The organism is Nocardiopsis sp. CA-288880 (assembly GCF_050955985.1).
GTDB classification, from domain to species: domain Bacteria; phylum Actinomycetota; class Actinomycetes; order Streptosporangiales; family Streptosporangiaceae; genus Nocardiopsis; species Nocardiopsis tropica.
Map to the genome: position 1 here is coordinate 4,866,384 of NZ_CP192105.1, position 18,764 is coordinate 4,885,147.

General features: G+C 72.4%; 17 protein-coding genes. 2 read left to right on the forward strand and 15 right to left on the reverse strand.

Translation table 11 applies throughout. The features are described 5' to 3' along the window. Positions 1 to 39: 39 nt before the first annotated feature. From ACQPYD_RS21220 to ACQPYD_RS21235, 4 genes are all read right to left on the reverse strand, one after another. Entirely contained in the window at positions 40 to 543 is a 504-nt protein-coding gene (locus ACQPYD_RS21220; RefSeq protein WP_433697347.1) for a hypothetical protein, read from the reverse strand. Between the two features lie 261 nt (positions 544 to 804). Continuing rightward, positions 805 to 1,638 carry a MetQ/NlpA family ABC transporter substrate-binding protein gene (locus tag ACQPYD_RS21225; protein ID WP_433697348.1) on the reverse strand — a complete coding sequence of 278 codons (834 nt, stop codon included), beginning with the start codon at positions 1,636 to 1,638 and terminating at the stop codon, positions 805 to 807. Between the two features lie 381 nt (positions 1,639 to 2,019). Next, positions 2,020 to 4,413: a lysylphosphatidylglycerol synthase transmembrane domain-containing protein gene (locus ACQPYD_RS21230; protein ID WP_433697349.1), complete on the reverse strand. Its 2,394-nt coding sequence runs from the start codon at positions 4,411 to 4,413 to the stop codon at positions 2,020 to 2,022. A gap of 89 nt (positions 4,414 to 4,502) precedes the next feature. After that, complete coding sequence (locus ACQPYD_RS21235; RefSeq protein ID WP_433697350.1) at positions 4,503 to 5,237, reverse strand: TetR/AcrR family transcriptional regulator; 735 nt, start codon at positions 5,235 to 5,237, stop codon at positions 4,503 to 4,505. 123 nt (positions 5,238 to 5,360) lie between these two features. Here ACQPYD_RS21235 and ACQPYD_RS21240 point away from each other — a divergent pair, with 123 nt between their 5' ends. Next, positions 5,361 to 6,317: an NAD(P)-dependent alcohol dehydrogenase gene (locus ACQPYD_RS21240; RefSeq protein ID WP_433697351.1), complete on the forward strand. Its 957-nt coding sequence runs from the start codon at positions 5,361 to 5,363 to the stop codon at positions 6,315 to 6,317. 61 nt (positions 6,318 to 6,378) lie between these two features. Here ACQPYD_RS21240 and rpmF read toward each other — a convergent pair whose 3' ends face one another. The 5 genes from rpmF to ACQPYD_RS21265 form a co-directional block, all read right to left on the reverse strand. Beyond that, positions 6,379 to 6,549, reverse strand: coding sequence for a 50S ribosomal protein L32 (gene rpmF / locus ACQPYD_RS21245; RefSeq protein ID WP_433697352.1), 171 nt, complete (start codon positions 6,547 to 6,549; stop codon positions 6,379 to 6,381). 69 nt (positions 6,550 to 6,618) lie between these two features. After that, the gene (locus tag ACQPYD_RS21250) at positions 6,619 to 6,867 is read right to left on the reverse strand and encodes a type B 50S ribosomal protein L31 (RefSeq protein WP_267945241.1); all 249 of its coding nucleotides are present in this window, start codon (positions 6,865 to 6,867) and stop codon (positions 6,619 to 6,621) included. A gap of 79 nt (positions 6,868 to 6,946) precedes the next feature. Then, complete coding sequence (rpmG, locus tag ACQPYD_RS21255; protein ID WP_267945242.1) at positions 6,947 to 7,111, reverse strand: 50S ribosomal protein L33; 165 nt, start codon at positions 7,109 to 7,111, stop codon at positions 6,947 to 6,949. A 708-nt stretch (positions 7,112 to 7,819) separates the two neighbouring features. Then, a complete protein-coding gene (locus ACQPYD_RS21260; RefSeq protein ID WP_433697353.1) occupies positions 7,820 to 8,557 on the reverse strand; it encodes a YqeB family protein in 738 nt (245 codons plus the stop codon). Beyond that, entirely contained in the window at positions 8,554 to 9,855 is a 1,302-nt protein-coding gene (locus tag ACQPYD_RS21265; protein WP_433697354.1) for an amidohydrolase family protein, read from the reverse strand. The genes ACQPYD_RS21260 and ACQPYD_RS21265 overlap by 4 nt, the downstream gene beginning before the upstream one ends. 65 nt (positions 9,856 to 9,920) lie before the next feature. On the opposite strand from ACQPYD_RS21265, the gene ACQPYD_RS21270 reads away from it, so the two are divergent. Continuing rightward, positions 9,921 to 10,538 carry a TetR/AcrR family transcriptional regulator gene (locus ACQPYD_RS21270; RefSeq protein WP_267945245.1) on the forward strand — a complete coding sequence of 206 codons (618 nt, stop codon included), beginning with the start codon at positions 9,921 to 9,923 and terminating at the stop codon, positions 10,536 to 10,538. Between the two features lie 95 nt (positions 10,539 to 10,633). Here the strand turns inward: ACQPYD_RS21270 and ACQPYD_RS21275 are convergent, their stop codons facing one another. The 6 genes from ACQPYD_RS21275 to ACQPYD_RS21300 all read right to left on the reverse strand — a co-directional run bounded on the left by ACQPYD_RS21275 (position 10,634) and on the right by ACQPYD_RS21300 (position 18,606). Further along, a complete protein-coding gene (locus ACQPYD_RS21275; protein ID WP_433697355.1) occupies positions 10,634 to 12,412 on the reverse strand; it encodes an ABC transporter ATP-binding protein in 1,779 nt (592 codons plus the stop codon). Between the two features lie 46 nt (positions 12,413 to 12,458). Further along, on the reverse strand, positions 12,459 to 13,472 hold the full coding sequence (locus ACQPYD_RS21280; RefSeq protein ID WP_267945247.1) for an ABC transporter permease: 1,014 nt from the start codon (positions 13,470 to 13,472) through the stop codon (positions 12,459 to 12,461). Between the two features lie 88 nt (positions 13,473 to 13,560). After that, a complete protein-coding gene (locus ACQPYD_RS21285; protein ID WP_433697356.1) occupies positions 13,561 to 15,309 on the reverse strand; it encodes an ABC transporter substrate-binding protein in 1,749 nt (582 codons plus the stop codon). Between the two features lie 104 nt (positions 15,310 to 15,413). Then, positions 15,414 to 16,454 (reverse strand): ABC transporter permease, encoded by a 1,041-nt coding sequence (locus ACQPYD_RS21290; RefSeq protein ID WP_433697357.1) that lies wholly within the window; start codon positions 16,452 to 16,454, stop codon positions 15,414 to 15,416. A 723-nt stretch (positions 16,455 to 17,177) separates the two neighbouring features. Beyond that, positions 17,178 to 17,690, reverse strand: coding sequence for a cellulose synthase (locus tag ACQPYD_RS21295; protein WP_433697358.1), 513 nt, complete (start codon positions 17,688 to 17,690; stop codon positions 17,178 to 17,180). Between the two features lie 208 nt (positions 17,691 to 17,898). After that, on the reverse strand, positions 17,899 to 18,606 hold the full coding sequence (locus ACQPYD_RS21300) for an HAD family hydrolase (RefSeq protein ID WP_433697359.1): 708 nt from the start codon (positions 18,604 to 18,606) through the stop codon (positions 17,899 to 17,901). Positions 18,607 to 18,764 lie beyond the last annotated feature (158 nt).

Here is an 18,764-nt window from a genome sequence, read left to right on the forward strand (position 1 = left end):
CCACCGGCCCGAGCAGGCACGGTGCGGGCCCGGCCACCGTCACTCACCGCCGCCGTCACCGCCGTCCCCGCCGGTGCTGCCGCCGTCCCCGAGGAGGGAGAGCGCGAACCCGACGCCGCCCGCGCCCATCGCGTAGGGGGCGAGCCAGGAGACCGCCTCGAACGACGCGAGGAGGAACAGGACGGGGAACATGCCGATGAACAGGACGAGCCCGGCCCTGGCCACGCGGTTCCGGACACGGCCACCGCCACCGCGTTCCCGGTCGTCGCCCCCGGCACCGTCGGCGCTGGCGTCGCTGCCGTCGCTGCCGTTGCTGCCGTCGATGGCGTCAACGGCAGCGGCGGCGACGACCACGGAGGTGCTGCCGTCACCCGCTGCCCCCTTCCACCGCGTGCGGGTGAACAGGACCAGCGCCGCGGTCACCGCCGCCAGGGCGGTGAGCGGGAGCAGGGCGGACAGGTCGCCGCCCGCCACCCCTGCCACCAGCGGGTAACCGATGCCGCCCGCGATGCCCAGAGCCAGGAAGACGAGACAGCCTCTCATAGGACCTCCGAAGTAGGGGCCCATCACGGTATGCGTTCGCGGGGCCGCCACGGAGGGAGATGGCCCCATCCGGCCACGGGTTCGAGCGGTCGCACCCGGTGGCGGGTCCTTCCGGCCGGAACCGATGCCTTCCGGGAGACCCGCGGCGACCACGGGGCCGCCCGCACGGCCGACGGCCGCCCCACCGGTGCGGTGGGACGGCCGTGCGGGTGCGCGGGAGGCCGGGGTGCGCCTCCGGACGGGGTGCGCGGGAGGCCGGGATCAGCCGGCGGTGACGGGGATGACGCTGCCGGCGTACTCCTCCTCGATGAACGCCGCGGTCTCCTGCGAGGTCAGCAGCTCCACAAGGGTGGCCACGCGGGGGTCGTCGGCGTTGTCGGCGCGGGCGGCGAGGACGTTCACGTACGGGTTGCCCTCGACCTGCTCCAGGAGGATGCTGTCCTCCTCGAAGTCCAGGCCCGCCTCCTGGGCGTAGTTGTTGTTGACGATCGCGGCGTCCACGTCGTCCAGCGAGCGGGGCAGCTGCGCGGCCTCGACCTCGCGGAACTCCAGGTCCTTCGGGTTCTCCTCGATGTCGGAGAGCGAGAAGGTGGCTTCGTCGACGCCCTCGGCCAGGGTGATCAGGCCGCCCTCCTCCAGCAGCAGGAGCGCCCGGAACTCGTTGGTCGGGTCGTTGGGCAGCGCGACCTCGGCGCCGTCCTGCAGGTCCTCGACCGCGTCGACCTCGTTGGAGTACAGGCCCAGCGGGGGCAGGTAGATCTCCTGGACGGAGACGAGGTCGGTGCCGTTGCCCTCGTTGAACTCGTCGAGGAAGGGGGCGTGCTGGTAGAGGTTGGCGTCCAGCTGCCCCTCGTCGAGGGCGGCGTTGGGGGCGATGTAGTCGGAGAACTCGACGATCTCCAGGTCCAGCCCGGCCCCGGCCGCCAGTTCCGCGTCGACGAACTCCAGGATGTCCCCGGCGGGGACCGCCGTCGCGCCGACCACGAGGGTGTCCTCGCCGGAGGCGGCTTCGGAGGCGTTCTCGGACGGGGCGCCACAGGCGGCCACCGCCAGGAGTACTGCGGTGGCGGGGACGGCGATGGCGGTGCGGCGCATGAAGGGGATCCTCACGGGTGCGGTGCGATGGAGGGAACGGGACTCACCCGACCTTCCATCAGAATTTCCTATTTTCCCGATCTTAATTCAGGATTGCCCCCGCCGATGCCCGCCAGTGACAAACGGCACATGATGGGATCACTCGCCTGACCTGCCCGAACCGCTCGCCTCCGGAGCCGGGGCCGCGGTGTTCGACGCCCTCGCCCCCGCGCCGGGACAGGAGTCCCGCCGTCGGGCTCCGCCCTCGGGCGGGGAGGGGCCGGGGATCGCGGACCGCACGCTCGCACGGGCCCCGTCCTCCCAGGTTAGCGGCGCCGGCCACCGCGCTCCCCGCCCGCCCCCGGCGGGGTCCGGCGCGCACCCCCGCCGCAGCCCGCCCGGTCAGATCGCCTCACGGCGCTGGAGGTGGCTGAAGGCCGCCCAGCCCGGCAGGACCGGGAACCAGAAGGTCAGCAGCCGGAACAGCAGCACCGCGGGAAGCGCCACGGCCGCGGGCACGCCCGCCACGGCCGTGAGCCCGCCGATCAGCGCGGCCTCGACCGCGCCCAGGCCGCCCGGGGTGGGCGCGGCCGAGCCGATCGCGTTGCCCGCCAGGAAGACCACGGCGACCGCGACCAGGCTCACCTGCGTGCCCGGGTCGGTGAAGGCCGACACCGAGGCGTACAGGCACAGCACGAACCCCACGGTCAGCAGCAGAGTCCCCCCGAACCCCAGGAGCAGGGAGGACGGGCTCTGGAGCATGTCCAGCAGCCGCGGCAGCACCCCCTGCAGGTAGGGGCGGGTCCGGGAGGCGATCGCCCGGCGCATGCGGGGCGACAGCAGGACCACGGCGACCACCGCGGTCCCCGCGATGCTGACCCCCACGACGGTCGGCGAGGGGGTGAAGCCCGTCCAGTACGAGGAGCCGGTGAGGTAGGCGCACACCAGCAGCAGCGGCACGTGGACGAGGAACCCGACCAGCTGTGTGAGGCCCACGGCCGACAGCGCCAGCGCGGTGGGGGCTCCCGCCCTGGTGACGAAGCGGGTGTTGACCGCGATGGACCCGAGCCCGGCCGGGGCGGCGATCCGCACGAACGAGGCCGCGTACTGGACCATGACCGTGCGCCACCAGGGCAGCGGGACCGGCACGAACCCGACCAGGATCATCGCCGCGGCGACCATGCACACGGTGGACATGACGAAGGCGGCGGCCGCCCACACCGGGTCGGCCTGGCCGATGGTGCTGAAGTCGACCCCGGTCAGCTGGTAGAGGAGCACCAGCCCGACGGCGGTCGCGACCACGAAGCTGACGATCGTGCGGGGCCGCATGCGCTCCAGGCGGGCCGGTTCGGCGGGCGCCTCGGGGGCGATCTCGACCATGCGCTCGCGCAGCCGGCCCAGGAGCCCGCGGTTCGCGCGCAGGCCCGAGCGCAGCGGGTAGGGCAGGCCGGCCGGTTGCAGGAAGGGCAGGATCGCCGCCGTGGCGGAAACCCCGAGGGAGCGCACGGCCGAGTCCACCGCGCGTTCGGCGCCGGCCCGCATCGCCAGCAGGGTGACCATCGCGGCGTGGTCGAGGGAGATCCTCATCTGCGGTGCGGCCACCGTGCCGCGGTCGATGCCGGTGAACCCCGCCCTCTCCGGGGCGGTCCCCAGGATCCCGACCGTGGCCCCGCTGAGCCCGCCGTGGGCGATGCGGTGGCGGTGCAGGGCCCCGAGCCCGTTCCAGCACAGGTCGAGGACGTCGTCGGTGAGGGCGTCGTCGTCCAGGTCCTCCAGGGGCAGGGAGCCGGGGAGTTCGCGGACGAGGACGACGGTGCCGGGGCCGAGTTCGCCCACGCCCAGGACCCGGGGCACGGTGACGCCGGCGTTCCGGGCGGAGTAGCTCATCAGCGCGGCGTGCTCGGCCCGGCGGCGCACGCCGTAGAGCATCCGGGGGGCGACCGGCCCGCGCAGGAACACCAGGTCGCGCAGGCGCCGCCAGAACCCGGAGGTGTTCTCGGAGCTGAGCACGGTGACCTCGACCCGGCCGCCGTCGTCGAGCTCGGCCAGGTGGCGCGGGTTGCCCTCCCGGTCCTCGCCCGCCCGGGCGACGGTGGTCGCGGTCATGCCGAACCGTTCCAGCTCCGCGCGCAGGCGCCGGTCGTCGGCCGGGGCGGGAGCGCCCGCGCCGATGGCGTAACGGGCGAGGAAGGCGCAGGTCAGGCCGACCAGGACGGTGAGCACGAGGGCGAGCAGGCTGGTGACCCCGGCCAGGAGGGCGCAGACCGCGACGGCGGTGTTCCCCGCCCACAGGACGGAGCGGGTGCGCGGCAGGCCCGTGGGCATCGTGCGGATGAAGGCGAGGACGGCGGCCACGTAGCCGAGGGTGGCGCCGGTGAAGACGTCGTCGGGGGCGGGGGTGAGGGGGTTGGGGACCTGGCCGGGGCTGATCAGGGTGGCCAGGGCGGCGTTGATGAGGGAGGCGAGGACGTAGGCGGCGACGCCCGAGGCCATGGCGCGCGCGAGGTCCCGGGGCCTCCCCGTGAACAGGGTGCGCAGGACGACGTAGCAGACCAGGACGATGATCACCAGGTTCGCGCCCACCGCGACGAGCAGGAGCAGGCCGGAGGGCATGATCGCTCGGAGCCGGTCGGGGTCGGCCGCGTCGCCGCTGTCGGTGGCCACGCGGACGGCGAGCATGATCGCCGCCACCAGCAGCAGGCCCGCCGTGCCCAGGAGGAGGTCGACGGGTCTGCGCGGTGTGCGCGCGGTGCTGGGGTCCGGGGCGGGGGCGTCCGGAGCGGTTCGGGTCGTCACGGGTCCAAGCCTGCCCGACTCACGGGGATTCGGATGCCAGGGGTGGGGGCGTTTCGTACGCGCGGTCGGGGTACGCGCCCCGGTCGGCGTCAGTCCCCCGGCAACCGGTACAGACCGCCCAGGCCGATCGGGGGCGCCGGGGGCAGCTCCCCGGAGCCGCCCGCGCTCTCGAAGGACCGGATCAGGTGGGCGACCAGGCGCCGCGAGGCCGCCCGGGTCGTCTCCGGGTCGGATGTGGCGATGCCGCCGTTGGCCAGGAGCACCAGGGCGAGGTCCTCCCGGGCGAAGTCGGCGCGCAGCCGCCCCGACTCCTTGGCCCTGCGGACCAGCTCGGCCAGGCCGCGCTCGGCGTGGGCGCGCCGCTCGTCGAAGCCGGGGGAGTCGGGGAAGGCCGCGAGGAAGGCCTCGGTGAAGCCCCTGTCGGCCGCCTGCATGGCGCACACCCTGGTGATCACCGTGCAGAAGGCGTGCCAGGGGTCGGGGTCGGCGAGCGCCTCGTCCACCAGCCCGGCGCACGCCGTCATCTCGTCGGCGAAGACCTCGGCGACCAGGGCCTCCCTGGTCGGGAAGCGGCGGTAGAGGGTCGCCGGCCCCACCCCCGCCCGGCGCGCGATCGCGACCATCGGCACGTCGATCCCGCGCTCGGCGAACGCCGCCCGTGCGGCCTCCACGATGCGCCTGCGGTTGTGCCGGGCGTCGGAGCGCAGGCCCCGGCCGCCGGTCGGGGGTTCGCCCGCGGCGGGCGGCTCCGCCCCCGCGCCCGAGGGGTTCTCCGTGACGCGGGCGCCGCCGCCGGGCTCCATCCGAGAGGTCCGCTCTGCCATGCCTCTCACTTTACGGCAAACGGATGGTGCTGTCCGTTTAGCGCGTTAGCGTGGAGAGAAAGCGGACGGCCCTGTCCACATGAGGCGGGGAGCGTGTCCTCCGCACATCCGAAGGAGTGGGCGATGGGATCGGCGAGCCTGATGAGAGCGGCGCTGTACGACGAGTACGGCCCTCCGGAGGTCCTGTACGAGGGCCGGGTCCCGGTCCCGACCGCCGGCCCCGGGCAGCTGCTCGTGCGGGTCCACGCCGTCAGCGTGAACGGCGGTGAACGGCTGCTGCGCTCGGGCAGGCTCCGGTGGGTGACGGGCCGCTCCTTCCCCAAGCGGGTCGGCATGGACTTCACCGGCGAGGTCGCGGAGACCGGGCCGGGCGCCACCGGCTACCGGGTGGGCGACCGGGTGTGGGGCCTGCTGCCGAACATGGGGTTCGGCAGCGCGGCGGAGTACGTGGCGGTGCCGACCCGGCAGGTGTCCCTGGCGCCGGAGGGCGTGGACCTGGTCGAGGCCGCCGCCCTGCCGGTCGGCACGACCTCGATCACCGCCCTGCGCGACAAGGCCCGCCTCAGGAGCGGCGAGCGGGTGCTCGTGCGCGGGGCGAGCGGCGGCGTGGGCAACACCGCGGTGCAGCTCGCGAAGGCGATGGGCGGGCGCGTCACCGGACTCGCGTCCGCGCGCCACCTGGACCTGGTCCGCGGGCTCGGCGCCGAGGAGGTCTTCGACTACGCCGCGACCCCCCTGGCAGAGCTGGGGAGGTTCGACGTCGTCGTCGACAGCGTGGGGTCGGACCTGCCGGCCCTGCGGCGGCTGCTGGCGCCCGGCGGGCGCATGATCGGGCTGTCCTTCGACTCGGCGGCCATGGTGGGCTACGTCCTGGCCTCGTACGCGTTCGGTTCACGGCGGGTGCGGTTCTTCAGCGGCCAGCCCCGGCACGCGCTGTTCGCCGACCTGACCCGGTACGTCGAGGAGGGCTCCCTGCGGCCCGTGGTGGACACGGTGCACCCGCTCTCGGACGTGGCCGCCGCGCACCGGGCGCTGGAGGCCGGGGGCGTGCGGGGCAAGCACGTCGTCCGGGTGGTCTGAACACGGACGCCGCCGCGCACCGGGGGCGGCCCGGCGCGCGGCGGCGGTCGTCGCGTCCCGCTCAGGCGGGCGGGGAGAGCAGTCCGCGCCGGTAGGCGCGGACGAGGTTGCGCGGCACCAGGTGCTCGCGTCCCCCCAGGGTGACGCGCACCAGGTCCGGGGTGGCGGCCTTCCACTGGGAGCGGCGCGTGCGGGTGTTGGAGCGCGACATCCTGCGCTTGGGTACGGCCATCGGCCCTGTCCTCGTCGTTGTCGTGGGGTGGGTCGGGCGGCGGGGCGCTCGCCCCGCCGCGGTCGGGCGTCAGCCCTTGCGCTGGTAGCGGCGCTGGAAGCGCTCCACGCGCCCGGCCGTGTCGACCACCCGGGCGTTGCCGGTGTAGAAGGGGTGGCTGGCGCTGGAGATCTCGACGTCGATCAGCGGGTAGGTGTTGCCGTCGCTCCACTCGATGGTCTTGTCGCTGGTGGCGGTGGACCTGGTGAGGATGGAGAAGTCCCCCGCGCGGTCGCGGAAGACGACGGGCCCGTAGGCGGGGTGGATTCCGGGTTTCATGCGTGCCTCCTGGCGGTGTCCTCGGCGCCGGCCCCGGCCGGGACCGGGGCGCGGCGGCTGTGCGGGCGGCCGGGCCGGGTCAGCGCTCCTCGCGGAACTCGACGTGGCGGCGGACCCGGGGGTCGTACTTGCTCAGGGTGAGCCGGTCGGGTGTGTTGCGCCGGTTCTTGCGGGTCACGTAGGTGTAGCCCGTGCCCGCCGTGGACTTGAGCTTGATGATGGGGCGTACCTCGTTGCGTGCCATGGATGCCTCCTCGGGGTCTCACGCCTAATAAGCCAATGATAACCGTTTTCATTCCCGGATCGACCGCTCCGATGACGACGGGCCGACCGGCGGGAGGCGGCGCACGGCGGACCCGCCGCACAGCGGCCGCCCCCGACGCCCGGGGGTCTTCCACCCCGGTCGCGGCGGAGGACACCCGACAAGCAGGACAGAGGGTGACTTTTCGTAGCGGGGAACTGCGGAGTGTCACCGTGGCGTGGTACTCAGGTTCCGTCTTCCCCTTCCCTCGGCACACGGAGGCGTCTGTGACCGCACGCAACTTCAAGGGTCAGTTCTCGTCATGGCCGACCACGGCCTTCCTCGTCTTCTGCGGCGTCCTGTTCCTGGCCATGGTCAACGACTGAGGAGCAACCGTGGTCGTCTCAGGACACTGCCCGTACTGCAGGCGCAGGATCGGCTCGCCCGCGCACGGGCCGCGCGGCAACCACCGCATCGGCGAGGGGGCGCAGGAACCGGGCCGGTCGGCGCAGGGGCCCGACACCGCGCCACCGCACCGTCCCGGCCCCCGGGAGACAGGAGCCCGGGGAACAGCGCGGCGCCGGGACGGGGCGCCCGACCCCCGGGAAGGGGGGCGGCCTCCGCCGCGTCCCCGCCCCTGAAGCGTCCCGGAGGGCGCGCCGGGCGCGCCCTCCGGCTCCGGCCGCCCCCCGCTCCCCCGTCGGGCGCGGGTCAGCCCTCCTCCACCGCTCCGCGCCGCACCGGGCGCCAGTACTGCCGCTTCCCCTCCTCGCGCACGACCACGCCGAGCCGGGCGAGCTCGCCGCGCAGTTCCGCGCAGTCGTCCGCGTCCCCGGACTCCAACGCGGTCCGGCGCGCCCTCAGGACCGCCTGCGCGTGCTGTTCGAGGCCGGGCATCCCGTCCACCCAGCGCTGGAACTCGTCCGCGTGCGGGTCGTCGTCGCACCACCGGTAGCCGTGCGCCTCGAAGGCGGCGCGGAGGCGCCCGGCGCTGTGGTCGGTGCGCTCGCGGACGGCTTCGGCGGTGTCCGGGCCGAGGACGACCAGGTCCTTGCCGTCCGGGAAGACCGTGCCGACACGGTCGCGTCCGACCTCCGACCCCTTCCCCCCGCGGGTGATCCGCACGCCCCCGTCGCCGACCTCCACCACGACCATGTCGTCGTAGGACAGCAGCGCCAGCAGTGCGCCGGCCCCCAGGCCGACGGCGGTCAGGACAGTGGTGAGGACGGGTCCGGCCAGTCCGGCCAGGAGGTCGAGCTGCTCCCGCCCCGGCACCATGGGAAGCGCGTGGACCCACTCCGGAAGCGCCGCCAGCCACCCCGGGACCACGGACAGGACCCAGCCCGCCGCCGCCCCGAGCAGGGGGAAGCACGTCCACAGCAGCACGTGGGTCACCGCTCCGTCGCGGACCACGGTCGGTCGGTTCGTCGCCTGCTCGGCCCTGCTCATGACGCCTTCTCTCGGGTTCGGTCGACGACGGCTCGCCCGTCGCGCAGTACCAGCGCGACCCGGCGCAGCGCGCCGAGGTCGGCCAGCGGGTCCCCGCGCACGGCGAGGAGGTCGGCGGCGCGGCCGGGTTCGACCGCGCCGAGGTGGGGCGCGTCCAGGGCGCGGGCCGCAGCGGAGGTCGCGGCGGTGAGCGCCTGGCGCGGGGTGAGTTTGCAGGAGGCCAGGAGTTCGATCTCGCGGACCAGCCCCGCCCCCGCGCGCACGGCGGGCATCCCGGCGTCGCTGCCCGCCAGAAGGGTGCCGCCCGCGTCGAGGAACTCGGCGGCCCTCGCGCGCAGCGAGGCGGCGACCTCCTCGTCCAGCAGCGCCTCGGTGACGGCCAGTGTCGGGGCGAGGGCGACGCCTCCCCGGACCATGGCGTCGAGCAGGCGCGGCGGCCAGCCGTGGAGGGGGCCGCGCGGTTCGAGGTGCTGGAGGACGTCGACGCCCGCGTCGAGGAGTTCGGACAGGTCCTCCAGGGTCCCCCAGTGGGCGGCGAGGGGCGCGCCGTGCCGGCGGGCCTCGTCCGCGATCGCGGCCAGGACGCCCGGTTCGATCGGTTCCAGGCTCCGTCGGCGGGGGTCGCCCCGGTCCTGCACGACCTTGACCACGTCCACGGGGTCGTCGCCGGTGACGAGCGCCGCGACCTGCTCGCGCGCCTCCTCCGGACAGCGGGGCACCCGGACCCAGTCGGCGCCGGGCTCGGCGCCCAGGGTGGCGACGGGGTGCCCGCCCGGAGCGGTGAAGAGCGGCCCGGCGATGAGGAGGCGCGGTCCCACCAGCCCGCCCTCCGCGGTCCTCTTCCGGAAGTCGTGCGCCCAGGCGTTGTCGTCCCCCAGGCTGCACGCGGTGGTGACCCCGTGTTCCAGGAAGGCACGGCGTTTGCGCGGCTGGAAGCGCATCCGGTCGGCGACGGCCCGGACCTGCGCCGCTCCGGTGGAGAGCCGTCCCGCGAGGCCCGCCCCGGTCCGTCGTCCTCCTGCGCCCCTACCGGTGCCGGGCCGTCCCGCCCTTCCGCGGGCGGGACGGCGCGGGGGTTCCTCGGGCGCGCCCAGGTGGACGTGGGTGTCGATCAGACCTGGCAGGACGGTGTGTCCGGGCAGGTGGAGGACCCGGGCCGCCGACGGGACCACGACGTCGGCCCCGACCGCGCCGACGCGGCCCTGCGAGACCAGGACGGTGCAGTCCCGTCGTGGCGTGAGCGAGGCGCCCACGAGCACCGTCGCTCCGGTGAGGGCGAGTACGCGGTCGTTCTTCACGGGGTTCCGAGATCCTCTCCTCCGGTGTTCGCCATGTTCCTAGTTGAGCATATAGGATTCTATACATGCAACCAGTCGACAGGACGGACGGAGACCGGTCCTTCATCGAGGACGCCCGCCGCCGACAGATCGTCACGGCGGCGATCGCCGCCATCGCCGAGGAGGGGTACTCCCGCGCCTCCTTCGTGCGCATCGCCGCACGGGCCTCGATCAGCCCGGGGCTGATCACCTATCACTTCAAGACCAAGGAGAACCTGATCAGAGAGGTCCTCGGCCACATCGACGCCCGCCTGGACCGCGCGATGGAAGGCGGACCCGAGCCCCTGGAGGGCTTCGAGGACGGTCTGCGCCGGATCGTCACCGGCCACGTCACGTACTGCGCGAGCCACCCCCAGGAGATGGTCGCGCGCCGGGAGGTGCTCTCCGCCGCGCTCCCGCCCGCGCTCCAGGAGCACGTCGCCCGGGGGAACGAGGCGGGCCGGGCCGAGCTGGTCGGCTTCCTCACCGAGGGGCAGCGCCACGGGGAGTTCCGCCCCTTCGACCCCGAGGTCTTCACCGACGCCCTGTTCGCCGCGCTCAGCTCCGCCCCGCGGTCCGTGGCACGGCGCCCCGCCGAGGAGCACGGGGCCTACGCCCGCGAGATGGCGGACCTGTTCGCCGAGGCTGCCACCGGGCGGGGGTGAGCCGCAACGGCGGAGGCGCCGCGGGGGTGTCCCCCGCGGCGCCTCCGCGTCCTACCGTTCCGCCCGGCCGGCGGCCCGTCCCGGCCGGGCCGGGCTCAGGCGGCCTCGCCCTTGGCGCGCTTCTCCACGCGCTCCGCGCGCAGGCGGCGGGCCTCGTCCGGGTCCAGCACGGGCGCCGCCGTGAGCAGCTGGCGCGTGTAGTCGCTCTGCGGGTTCTCGTACACCGAGTCGCTGTCACCGGACTCGACGACCTCGCCGGCGCGCATGACGGCGACGCGGTCGCTGACCTGGCGCACCACCGCCAGATCGTGCGCCACGAAGATGTACGTCAGCCCGAAGTCGTCCTGCAGCTCCGACAACAACCGCAGCACCTGGTCCTGCGTCGACACGTCCAGCGCCGACACCGGCTCGTCGCAGATGATCAGCTTCGGCTTGAGGATCAGCGCCCGCGCGATCGCGATCCGCTGACGCTGACCGCCCGAGAACGCGTGCGGGAAACGGTTGTAGTGGTTGGGCTCCAGCCCCACCCGCTCCAACAGCTCCTGCACCTGCCGGCGCACCTTCTTGCCGTCCCTCTCCCCCTGCACCCGCAGCGCCGTACCGATCGCGTCCCCCACCGTCAGACGCGGGTTGAGCGAGGAGTAGGGGTTCTGGAACACCATCTGCACATCACGGCGCAGCGGACGCAGCGCCCGCTCCGACATGTGCGTGATGTCGCGCCCCTCGAACTCCACCCGGCCCCGGGTGGGCTCCAGCAGACGCATCACCATCCGCGACAACGTGCTCTTACCCGACCCCGACTCCCCCACGATCCCCAGCGTCTCCCCCTGGTGCAGATCGAAGGACACACCCTTGACCGCCCAGAAGTCCGTGGCCTTGCCCCACGTGCCGCCGCGCACCTTGAACCGCTGCGCCACGTCCTCGACCCGCAGCAGCGGCTCGCCGGTGTTGTCGCCGGTACCGCTCACGGGCGGGACGAAGGCCTTGAACTCGCCGGGCTCGGTGACCGTGCCCTCGCGCTGCTCCTTCTCGATCCGGTCCGCGCGGTCCTGGGCGCGTCGCTGGGCGCGGGAGACCTCCACCCGCGGCACCGCGGCCAGGAGCCCCTGGGTGTAGGGGTGTTCGGGGGCGGACAGGACCCGGCGCACGTCGCCGCGCTCCACGGCCACGCCGTGGCGCATGACCACGACCTCGTCCACCGACCCGGCCACCACGGCCAGGTCGTGGGAGACCAGGATCAGACCCATGTTCAGGTCGCGGCGCAGCTCGTCCAGCAGGTCCAGGATGCGCGCCTGCACCGTCACGTCCAGGGCCGTGGTCGGCTCGTCCGCCAGCAGCACCTTGGGATCGCACATCAGCCCCATCGCGATGACCACGCGCTGGCGCATGCCGCCCGAGAACTCGTGCGGGTAGGAGTTGATCCGCTTGGCCGGGTCGGGGATGCCCACCCGGTCCAGGGACTCGACCGCCCGCTTGACCGCGTCGGCCTTGGAGGCCTTGGGGTTGTGGATCCGGTAGGCCTCGACGAGCTGGTTGCCGATCGTGTACTGCGGGTGCAGCGACTGCATCGGGTCCTGGAACACCATCGCGATGTCGTTGCCGCGCATCCGCCGCAGCTGCTTGTCCGACGCCGACACCACGTCCTTGCCCACGACCTCGATGGCGCCGCTGATCCGCGCCCGGCTGCCCCGGTGCAGGCCCATCAGCGCCAGCGACGTCACGCTCTTGCCCGAGCCGGACTCGCCCACGATGCCGAGGGCGCCGCCGGCGGGCACCTCGAAGGACAACCCGTTCACCGCCTGGACGTCGCCGTCCATGGTCGGGAACGTCACCCTCAGGTCGTCCACGCGGACGACGGGCTCGGTCGAGGCCATGTCACATTCCTTCATTAGAGCTGGTCTGGTCGAACGCTGTCGCGCGTTACTTCGCGATCCGCACCCGCGGGTCGACGATCGGGTACAGCAGGTCGACGATCAGGTTGCAGATGACGATGAAGACGGCTCCCAGCAGGGTCACGCCGAGCACCACCGGCAGGTCCTTGCCGATGATCGCGTCGATGGCGTAGGCGCCCACACCGTTGAGGGAGAACACCTTCTCCGTGAGGATCGCGCCGCCGAGGACGAGGCCCAGGTCCAGGCCGAAGATCGTCACGATGGGGGTCAGGGTCGGGCGCAGCGCGTGCTTGAAGATCACGCGGCGCTCGCTGAGCCCCTTGGCGCGGGCGGTGCGGATGTAGTCCTCGCCCAGGGTCTCCAGCATCCCCGCGCGGGTCTGCCGCGCATACTGGGCCGCGTGCAGGAACGCCAGCGTCACCCAGGGCAGGATCATGACCTGGAACCAGCCGACGGGGTCCTCCCCCAGCGGCACGTACCGCGAGACGGGGAACAGGTTCCACTCGTGGACGAGGAAGGCCAGGGCCAGCAGGCCGGTGAAGTACACGGGCATGGAGACGCCGACGAGGGCGGTTCCCATGGCCAGGCGGTCGAAGAGGCTGCCCTTCTTGACCGCGGACAGGACGCCGACGGCCACGCCGCCGATGACCCAGATGACGGCCGCGCCGAAGGCCAGCGACATGGTGACCGGCAGGCGGTCGAGCAGCTGGGGCAGCACGGGGCTGTTGGTGGTGAAGGAGTAGCCGAGGCAGGGGGCCGCGCACTCCACGGTCTCCCGACCGAAGGTGTACTCGGAACCGAAGAGCAGCGACTTCACGAAGTCGAAGAACTGCACGGCGATGGGCTGGTCGAGGCCGAGCCGGGCCACCGTGGCGTCGAGCGCCTCGGGCGTGGGCGCCTTGCCCACGTACATGGCGGCCATGCCGCGCGGGGTCACGCCCGCCCACCGGGGCAGGACGTAGAAGATACAGAAGGTCACCGCCGTGACGACGGCGAGCAGCAGCAGCCCCGCTCCGAGGCGGCGAAGAATATAGTTCAGCATCGCGGTCGGCGGCGGGGGTACCCACGGGGCCGTGGGACCCCCGCCGCGTTCACCTGCCTTCTCGTACTAGTTCAGGCCGGCTGGGGCTCTAGCCCCGGTCCACACCGATGGCCATGAAGTCGTACATGGCGTACGACGACGTGTAGTAGACGTTGGTCAGCTCGTCCGAGCGGTAGAACATCGCGCGGTCGAAGACGACGGGCAGGATGGCCGCCTGCTCCATGACCAGGGTGTCGATCTGGGAGTAGATGTTGGCGCGCTCGTCCGGGTCCTCGGTCTTGAGGGCGTCGTCCCAGAGGCCGTTGACCTCGGGGTCGTCGAGCTCGGACGTGTTGTAGTTGCCGGTCGCCTGGATGGCGTCGCCGTCGGTGATCTTGGAGGCGAAGCCGTAGCCGGTGGCCCAGTCGGGGATCCAGCCGGAGACGCTCAGACCGATGTTGTTCTCACGGACGTAGTCCTGCGAGCCGGCGTACTGGGCGAAGAAGTCCTCGGCCGGGAAGGTCTGGATGTCGGTCTGGATGCCGACGCGCGTCAGGGACTCCTGCAGGGCCTCGGCGGTGGCGATGTCGTTGGGACGACCGTCGCGGACGGCGATGGTGGTCTCGAAGCCCTCGTCCTCGCCGCACTCCTCGAGCTTGGCCTGCGCGGCCTCCAGGTCGCCCTTGTTGTCCGTGGACGGGTAGAGGTCCGACTCCGGGTCGGCGCCGGGGATGGTCGGCGGGAGCAGGTTGGTGGCGAGGTCGCCGCCGCTCTCACCGCCCCAGGCGCGGTGCAGGCTGTCACGGTCGGCCGCGTACATGATCGCCTGGCGGCAGGCGACGTCCTCGATGACCGGGGTGTGGATGTTGACGTAGCGCAGGGCGCCGGAGAGCGGGTTGTCCAGGTTGGGCTGGGCCGCCTCGTCGGTGAGCAGCGTGCTCTTCATGGCCGGGCCGACGCCGACACCGGAGAGGTCGACGTCGATCTCGCCGTTGACCAGGCGCTGGTCGATCTCGTCCTGGTCCACGCCGATCTCGACGGTGATCTCGTCAGGCAGGGCCGGGCGGATCGGGTCGGTCTCGCCGTCCCAGTGCTCGTTGCGGGTCAGGTTGAGCGCGACGCCGGGCTGGTAGGCCCCGTCGAACTTGTACGGCCCGGAGGAGACGACGTTCTCCTTGTAGAGCGCGCCGCGGTCGCTGTCCAGCGGGACCGGGGCGGTCTGCGGCTGGGTCAGGATGTACGGGAACTCGGAGAAGGAGTCCTTGAGGTGGAAGACCAGGGTGTAGTCGTCCGGCGTCTCGACGGCGGTGAACTCCGCCATCGGGTCGTCGCTCTCGAAGACGTTGAACGGCTCCTGGTCCAGGTGCGCCTCGAAGTAGCGCGGCCCGTTGGGCAGCTCGCCGCCGTTGTAGTTCGAGCGGGCGATCGCGTACTTGATGTCCTGGGCGGTGATCTCGGAGCCGTCCTCGTACTTGAGGCCCTCCTGGATCTTGACGGTCCACTCGGTGAAGTCGTCGTTGGACTCGGGCATGCCGGTGGCCATGTCCGTGGTCAGCTCGGTGGACGCGTTGGCCGGGGCCGGGGTGAACGCCAGGAGCGTACGGGCGTAGTACCGGGTGAAGTTCCAGCTGAACCCGTAGTAGGTGTCGCCCGGGTCGGTGGAGTCGAAGTCCGAGGAGATGGCGTAGCGCAGGGTGCCACCGGTCTGGTCGGACGGGTTCACGATCTCCGTGGAGCCCTGGTCGTAGGCGCCGTTGGCCTGGGTGTCTCCGCCCTCGGAGCCACCACCGCCGCAAGCTGAAAGGAAGATGGACGCCGCCGCGCCCAGCGCGACGAATCCGAGGGTGCGTTTCCTCAAGGAACTGCCTCTCTTGCGAACCTGATGTGGGGATGGGATCGACCAGTGGTCGGACCCGTGCCTTGGATGGCGTGGTCTGGGCGGGGCAGCCACACCGGCCTTGGTCAGTCGGAGGTCTTGGGGTCGAAGGCGTCCCGGAGGCCGTCGCCGAAGAGGTTGAACGCCAGGACGGTGATGAAGATGGCCAGGCCCGGGAAGAGGATGTAGTACGGGGCGGACTGGGCCAGGGGGACCGCGTCGGAGAGCATCTTTCCCCAGCTCGGGGTGGGCGGGTTGATGCCCACTCCCAGGAAGCTCAGGGCCGCCTCGAAGAGGATGTTGGTCGGGATCAGCAGCGTGGAGTAGACCACGATCGGCGTGACCAGGTTGGGCAGGATCTCCCGGAAGAGGATGTGCCGGTTGCTGGCGCCCAGGCTCCTGGCCGCTTCGACGAACTCGCGCTCGCGCAGCGAGAGCGTCTGTCCGCGGACGATGCGCGCGATGTAGGGCCAGTTGAAGAACCCGATGATGAACACGATGACGCCGACACGGAGCCCGTTGCCCTCGAGGCCGAGGACCCCGTCGGGGATGACGCCGACGAGCGCGATGGCGAAGAGCATCAGCGGGAAGGCGAGGAAGACGTCCATCGCCCGGCTGATGAGGGTGTCGACCCAGCCGCCCTTGTAGCCCGCGATGATGCCGAGGATGGTCCCGAGGGCCACGCACAGCAGCGTGGAGAGGAAGGCCACCAGCAGGGAGATCTGGGCGCCGTAGAGGATGCGGCTGAACAGGTCGCGACCGGTCTTGGGCTCGATGCCCAGCAGGTGGTCGCCGCTGATGGCGCCCCACGGGTCGGTGTCGAAGGGGTCCGGGTTGTCGGGGTCCCTCATCGGCAGGCCCGTGTTGGGCTCGATCAGGTCCTGGTTGAACTGGGTGGGGGGGTACCCGAACCACTTGACCAGGAGGGGCGCGAGGATCGCGGCCAGGATGAGCAGTACGACGACGATCCCGGAGACCATCGCGACCTTGTCCTTGCGCAGCCGCTGCCAGGCGATCTGCCGGAGGGACCGGTTGCCCGCGTCACTGCGGCCCACGGGGGCCGTCACTGCGACGTCCACAGCGTCGGACTGCTCCGCCGACTCAGGGACATGCGAGGGCGCGCTCATCAGGCCACCACTCTCCACTCATACGCTTCTGGCCGAGGGGAACGCGCAGATCCCACACGTGAGACCTCCGGGGGTTGACCCGTCGGGGATCTCACGGTGGGGCCGGCCGGTTCTCGACGCTGGCTGGCGTGGGCGCTGGTCCGCGCGGCGGGTGGGTGACCCGCCTTCGCCGACTCTGGCCGCCGGGGTGCGCCGCTTCACATGAGGAGTTGGGCACATCCGGGGACCGTCACGCCCGGGCTGTTACACAGCGACAAACCTACTCGCCCTTTGAGCGCATATCGTCCAATCCCTGGCCATGTATCTAAATCGTGACAAACACTGTCAAAAAACGTATATAACAACAAAAGATGACAGAGTTCGCATTCATCCGACGACCGGCCGCGAGCTGGGGCGATGTGGCACTGGCGCGATCCCCCACGATACGTCCGCTTCCGCCCGCGTCCATCCCGAGAACGGCGTCCTATGGCAAGTGCTATGCGTCGAAGAGTGACGGTATGAACGCGCAAAGCGAGCAGTGACTCGGCCGTTACTGTGCCGTCATCACCCCGAGAACCTGGGGGTCCGCACGCTCCGTCACCGGAACCGGGCCACCCGCCACAGGACCGGGAACCGGCCCCCGGTCCGTACGGCGACCGGTCCGTGGTATCGGGAGAAACCGGACACAGCAGTCGGCCCCGCGCCCTGGGGAAGAGGGCGCGGGGCCGGTGCGATCGCGAGGACCTAGTCGATACCGCGCTTGCGCAGGAGGGCCTCGATGTCGCCGAGGTCGGCGAGGTCGTCGTCGGCAGCCGTCTTCTTCGGGTTCTTCGGGGCCGCGCCCACCTGGCCGGCCGCGGGCTTGGCCGCACCGGCGGCGCCCGCCTGTCCGCCGCCCCGGGCGGCCTTCGGCTCCTCGGAGGGCCCGCCCCTGGACCGGGTCCCCACACCCCGGGCCGCCATGACGCCGGAGACGACGTAGAGGACCACCGCCAGGCCCGCCAGGGCCACGCCCGCCCACACGGCGGGGTTGAACAGCAGCCCCACCAGGATGCCGACGATGCTCATGACGAACTGCCAGACGGCGTTCATCAACCCGATCAGACCGGCGGCCAGCGGGAGCAGCGACCACGCCACCCCCCGCAGACCGTGGGCGGCGCCCTTCGCGCGCCACACGACGAAGGAGATCACCAGCCCCACGAGGGTGAGGCCGCCTCCCAGGATCACACCGGTCATCCACGTCAGGTTCTCAGGCATGGGCCCAGTCTCCCATCCGGCGCCGGAGCGCACATCCGGTCGATCCCTTAGGGCTTGCCCCCGATCCGGCGCCCGTGCCGGGGCCCTTCTCCCACGTTACCCGCGTGCCGGCGGGCCGGGAGGAGGGAGCGGGACCGCGGGGAATCCCGGCGAACGGACGCCGGGCCCGCCGCGGAGCGACCGCGCGGGCCCGGGCCGGGGAGGACGGTCAGCGGTCGGCGACCAGCGACTCCAGCCATTCCAGGTCCACGCCCACCAGGCTGTCCCGGAAGACCACGCCCTCACGCGGCGGGATCTCCACGTGGTTGGGCACGGCGACCGTGACGCACCCGGCGTCGGCCGCCGAGGCCACGCCCACCACCGAGTCCTCGAAGGCGACGCAGCGCTCGGGGTCCACGCCCAGGCGCCGGGCGGCCCTGAGGTAGGGGTCGGGGTGCGGCTTGTTGGCCTCGACCTCGTCACCGGCCACGGAGTCGTCGAAGCTGTCGATGCCGATGCCGCCGATCGCCGCCTGGATGAGCTGCCTTTCGGTGGAGGTCACCAGGACCACGGGCACACCGGCCAGCGAGAGCATGTCCACCAGCTCCTTGGCCCCCGGGCGCAGCTGCGCCCCGCCCTCGAGCTTGGTCCGGAACTTCGCGTAGAGCAGGTCGGCCACCTGGCGCGGGGTGAGGTGGTCGGCTCCGGTCAGGGCGACGATGTAGCGGCCCACGGGCTCGGCGGCGTTGCCGACGTTGGCCTCGTGGTCCCTCTCGGTCCACACCCCGCCCAGCTCGGCGACCAGCTCGGCCTCGGCCTCACCCCACAGGTGCTCGCTCTCGATGAGGGTGCCGTCCATGTCCAGCAGCACGGCCTGGAGCCGTCTCCCGGTCCCGGTCTCGGAGGTCTCACGGCTCAGCGTGCTCGGTTCACTCATGCGTTCGGCGGCGCGTCCCGGCACCCGGCCGGGCGGAGCGCCGCACTCTCCCCTCGTGTGTGATGGGTACCCCAGCCCGCCCGCGGGGCGCCCCTGCCGTTCATCGTGCCGAACCGGGTGCGCCCGCGCCGTGAAGAGGACCTGTCGGCGTCCTTTCC

What these genes read in the sequence shown, in the direction of transcription:
- rpmG (WP_267945242.1), bottom strand. Translation starts at nt 7,111, where the DNA reads ATGGCACGCAACGAGGTACGCCCCATCATCAAGCTCAAGTCCACGGCG.
- ACQPYD_RS21220 (WP_433697347.1), bottom strand. Translation starts at nt 543, where the DNA reads ATGAGAGGCTGTCTCGTCTTCCTGGCTCTGGGCATCGCGGGCGGCATC.
- ACQPYD_RS21290 (WP_433697357.1), bottom strand. Translation starts at nt 16,454, where the DNA reads ATGAGCGCGCCCTCGCATGTCCCTGAGTCGGCGGAGCAGTCCGACGCT.
- ACQPYD_RS21260 (WP_433697353.1), bottom strand. Translation starts at nt 8,557, where the DNA reads ATGAGCAGGGCCGAGCAGGCGACGAACCGACCGACCGTGGTCCGCGAC.
- ACQPYD_RS21295 (WP_433697358.1), bottom strand. Translation starts at nt 17,690, where the DNA reads ATGCCTGAGAACCTGACGTGGATGACCGGTGTGATCCTGGGAGGCGGC.
- rpmF (WP_433697352.1), bottom strand. Translation starts at nt 6,549, where the DNA reads ATGGCCGTACCCAAGCGCAGGATGTCGCGCTCCAACACCCGCACGCGC.
- ACQPYD_RS21280 (WP_267945247.1), bottom strand. Translation starts at nt 13,472, where the DNA reads ATGCTGAACTATATTCTTCGCCGCCTCGGAGCGGGGCTGCTGCTGCTC.
- ACQPYD_RS21270 (WP_267945245.1), top strand. Translation starts at nt 9,921, where the DNA reads ATGCAACCAGTCGACAGGACGGACGGAGACCGGTCCTTCATCGAGGAC.
- ACQPYD_RS21240 (WP_433697351.1), top strand. Translation starts at nt 5,361, where the DNA reads ATGGGATCGGCGAGCCTGATGAGAGCGGCGCTGTACGACGAGTACGGC.
- ACQPYD_RS21225 (WP_433697348.1), bottom strand. Translation starts at nt 1,638, where the DNA reads ATGCGCCGCACCGCCATCGCCGTCCCCGCCACCGCAGTACTCCTGGCG.
- ACQPYD_RS21250 (WP_267945241.1), bottom strand. Translation starts at nt 6,867, where the DNA reads ATGAAACCCGGAATCCACCCCGCCTACGGGCCCGTCGTCTTCCGCGAC.
- ACQPYD_RS21235 (WP_433697350.1), bottom strand. Translation starts at nt 5,237, where the DNA reads ATGGCAGAGCGGACCTCTCGGATGGAGCCCGGCGGCGGCGCCCGCGTC.
- ACQPYD_RS21275 (WP_433697355.1), bottom strand. Translation starts at nt 12,412, where the DNA reads ATGGCCTCGACCGAGCCCGTCGTCCGCGTGGACGACCTGAGGGTGACG.
- ACQPYD_RS21300 (WP_433697359.1), bottom strand. Translation starts at nt 18,606, where the DNA reads ATGAGTGAACCGAGCACGCTGAGCCGTGAGACCTCCGAGACCGGGACC.